Annotated in this window: 3 protein-coding genes; all 3 read left to right on the forward strand. The window is 70.8% G+C overall.

Annotated elements, in window-relative coordinates; translation table 11 throughout:
- Nucleotides 1–276 (forward strand): ATP/GTP-binding protein (locus IF29_RS0140895; protein ID WP_030267512.1); only part of this gene is annotated, 276 nt, incomplete at its 5' end.
- A 179-nt stretch (nt 277–455) separates the two neighbouring features.
- On the forward strand, nt 456–3662 hold the full coding sequence (locus tag IF29_RS0140900; RefSeq protein WP_232242915.1) for a sensor histidine kinase: 3207 nt from the start codon (nt 456–458) through the stop codon (nt 3660–3662).
- Nucleotides 3663–3925: roadblock/LC7 domain-containing protein (locus IF29_RS0140905; protein ID WP_030267517.1), on the forward strand; the 263-nt coding region annotated here is incomplete at its 3' end.

Raw genomic sequence — 3925 nt, forward strand, 5'->3', positions numbered from 1 at the left:
GTCCGCGGCGCCATCGGCGCCGTCGTCCTGGTCGACACCCGCCGCCTCGCCGACTGCTTCCCCGCCATCGACTACTTCGAAAACAGCGGACTCCCCTTCGTCGTCGCCCTCAACGCCTTCGACGGCAACCAGACCCACAACCCCGACGAAGTCCGCGAAGCCCTCCAACTCGGCCCCGACACCCCCGTCATCACCACCGACGCCCGCCGACGCGACAGCGCCAAATCCGCCCTCATCACCCTCGTCGAACACGCCCTACTCGCCCGACTCCGCTGAAACGCCTACCGGCAGGTGAGCATTCGCCGTAATGGGGTTCTTATGTCCCATTTATCGTCAGTAAGCGGACCCACCAGGGGTGTTTGGCCCGTACCGCGCGTACGTGCTGAAATTCCAGCGATCCGCGCAGATCAGTAGCACGTCAGAAATGGCCGCCCCGGCCGAGAGGTTGTTGTCGAGTGAGGCAGAAGCAGGCAGACCCAGGACCGCGGCAGGCCGAGTCCCAGCCCGTGGACGGCGGTGGCTCCAGCTGGGCCTTCCGCCACTGGCGCGTGCCCACCCGGCTGACCGCGATCGTGCTGGTCCCGGTGGTCACCGGACTGGTCTTCGCGGGACTGCGCGTGAAGGACCAGCTGGACCTCGCCAGCACGGCCGGGCAGAACGAGAAGGTCGCCGTCCTGGTCCGCGACGCCACCACGGTGGCCGAGGACATGCAGAACGAGCGCGACCTCGCGGTCATCCCGCAGATGCGGGGCATCCAGAACGACCCCAAGGTGCTGGCGGCACGCAAGCAGACCGACGCGGACATCGCGGTGATGGACGCCGACGCCGCGCAGGTCAAGCCCGACCTGCAGATCACCACCGACCTCAAGAACTTCCACGACCAGGCCGCCAAGAACCTGGCCACGCTCCGGGCCAAGGGCAACGACGTCCGGAGCACGACGTTCGACCCGGTCTCCACCGAGGTGGCGTACTCCAACATCTACCTGGGCCTGCTCGGGCTGGACAACGAACTCGCCTTCGGCGACAAGAACATCAACAGCCGCGGCCGTGAGCTCTTCGCGCTGAGCCTGGAGAAGGAGTCCACGGCCACCGAGCGCAACCTGGTCACCATCGCGCTGATGTACGACAAGATGCCGTCGCAGCTCGCCGACGCGATCCAGGTGGCCGCCCGGCTCACCCAGGTCAGCGAGGGGCAGGTGCTGCTCTCCGGTGTGCCCGCGGACCTCAAGCTCTACCAGCAGACCGTGATCGGCCAGGGCGTCTCGGCGGCCGAGAACACCCTGCTGGGCATGGCCGGCAAGTCCTCGCTCAAGTCGTCCGGGATCACCCCGGCGAGCTGGTACGCCCTGGCCAGCCAGAAGACCAGCGAGGAACGCAAGGTCGAGACGACCATCACCGACCAGGTCGTCGCCGATGCCCACCAGGCCAAGCAGGACGCCAACCAGCAGGCCATCACCATCAGCGCCGAGGCGCTGGCGCTGGTCCTGATCGCCGGCGCGCTGGCCTACCTGATGGGCCGCTCGATGGTGCGCGGTATGCGCACCCTGCGCGACAGCGCCATCGACATCGCCTCCGAGCGGCTGCCGGACCTGGTCCGCAAGCTCTCCAAGACCGACCCCGAGCGCGTCGACACCACCGTCCGGCCGATCCCGCTGAGCGGCCGCGACGAGATCGGCGACGTCGCCCGGGCTTTCGACGACGTCCACCGCGAGGCCATCCGACTGGCCTCCGAGCAGGCCATGCTCCGCGGCAACGTCAACGCGATCTTCACCAACCTGTCGCGCCGCTCCCAGAGCCTGATCGAGCGTCAGTTGTCGCTGATCACCGACCTGGAGAACAACGAGGCCGACCCGGACCAGCTGGAGAACCTGTTCAAGCTGGACCACCTGGCCACTCGTATGCGCCGCAACGGCGAGAACCTGCTGGTCCTCGCGGGCGAGTCGGCCGGACGCGAGTGGAGCGACCCGATCCCGCTGGTGGACGTGCTCCGCGCGGCCGCCTCCGAGGTGGAGCAGTACGAGCGCATCGAGCTCAGCGGCATACCCGAGACCGACGTCATCGGCCCGGCCGTGACCGACCTGGTGCACCTGCTCGCCGAGCTGCTGGAGAACGCCACCACCTTCTCCAGCCCGCAGACCCGGGTGAAGGTCACCGCCACCCGGCTGCCGGACCAGCGGGTGCTGGTCGAGATCCACGACAAGGGCATCGGCCTCACCGCCGCCGACTTCGCCGAGATCAACGCCAAGCTGGCCGACCCGCCCACGGTCGACGCCTCGGTCTCCCGCCAGATGGGCCTGTTCGTGGTCGGCCGGCTGGCCGAGCGCCACGCCATCAGGGTCCAGCTGCGCCCGTCCGGCGAGTCCGCCGGAACCACCTCGCTGGTCATGGTCCCGGACCACCTCACCCAGCTGCCCCGGGCCGCCGAGCCCGAGGAGCAGTTCACCGTCTCCCGGATCTACGGCGAGCCCGAGGCCGGTCCGTACGCCGAGACCGACCAGCGCACCGCCAGCGAACTGGGCTTCGACGACAGCCGCTACGACCGCCCCGCCGTGGGCGCTCCGGGCGCCGGCGCCCCCGACCTGATGCAGCGCACCATGCGGCTCGGCCAGCGGCGCGAGCAGGCGGCGCTGGAGGGCCCGGCCGAGGGCGCACCGGCCGCGCAGCAGCCCCAGCAGCCGACCGCCCCGCAGCAGCCGGCCGCCCAGCAGCCCGGCCCCGCGCCGCAGCCCGCGGGGGCGTACGAGCCCTACCCGGACTCCTACGTCCCCGAGTTCGACGGCTTCGACTCCCGGCCGGCCGCGGCCTCCTACCCGGCGCCGGACGCCGGCTACGAGGCCGGCAGCTACACCGCCGCCGACTTCGACTCGTACGGCCCCGGGAACGGCGCCGTGAACGGCCAGCAGTACCAGCCGGAACCGTCGTACGACACCTCGCAGTTCAGCACCGCCCAGTACGGCCAGGACCCGTACGTCCCCGAGCAGTACCCGGCGTACCAGCAGGACCAGTACGGTCACCAGCAGTACCCTGACAACCCGTCCGAGACCCAGTACGGGCACCCGTACTACTCGGAGACCCCGCAACCCGCCCCAGCACCTGCCCCCGAGGCGCCCGTGGCCCCCCTTCCCCCCACGTCCCGTCCAGACACAGCCCGCCCGGCAGCGGCCAACGCACCGGCGGCCCTGCCCCAGCGACCCACCTCCCCGGTTCCGTCCCCCTCGGCCAACCCCGCGAACGGCGCGCTTCCCACCCGCCGTCCGGGCCAGGCCCTGGGCGGCGGCCGGGCGATCGGCGACCGCGAGGCCGGCGAACGCCCCAACTGGTTCACCGGAGCCCGCGACGACGGCGAGCCGGGCGCACCGGCCATGCCCGGCGCCCCGCTGCCCCCGGTCACGCCCGCGGAGCCGGTCGCCGGGGGCACCACCCCGGCCGGCCTCCCGCGCCGCGTACCCCGCCAGAACCTGCTTCCCGGCAATGTCCAGGAGTCCAGCAGTGCAGCACCGGATGCCTCCCCGCAGCTGTCCCGTTCCCCCGAGGAGGTGCGCGGCCGGCTCACCAACCTGCGCCGCGGCATCCAGCAGGGACACAACGCAGGCGACACCCCTTCCCCCGACCAGCACGGGGCAGCCGGACTCTTCGGCGGCCCGAACCACCCGGAGCGTTAGATGAGCCAGATGTCCCAGGCGGCACAGAACCTCAACTGGTTGATCACCAACTTCGTGGACAACACCCCCGGGGTGTCGCACACGGTGGTGGTCTCCGCCGACGGCCTCCTGCTCGCGATGTCCGAGGGCTTCACCGTCGTCGAGATGGAACGCGGCTTCCTGTTCATCATGGCCGTCTCCGACGGATCCTCCCTCGCCGTCCTCGCCTCCCCCGACAGCGACATCGGCCTGGTCGGCTACGAGATGGCCCTCCTCGTCGACCG

The organism is Streptacidiphilus jeojiense (assembly GCF_000719095.1).
Taxonomy (GTDB): domain Bacteria; phylum Actinomycetota; class Actinomycetes; order Streptomycetales; family Streptomycetaceae; genus Streptacidiphilus; species Streptacidiphilus jeojiensis.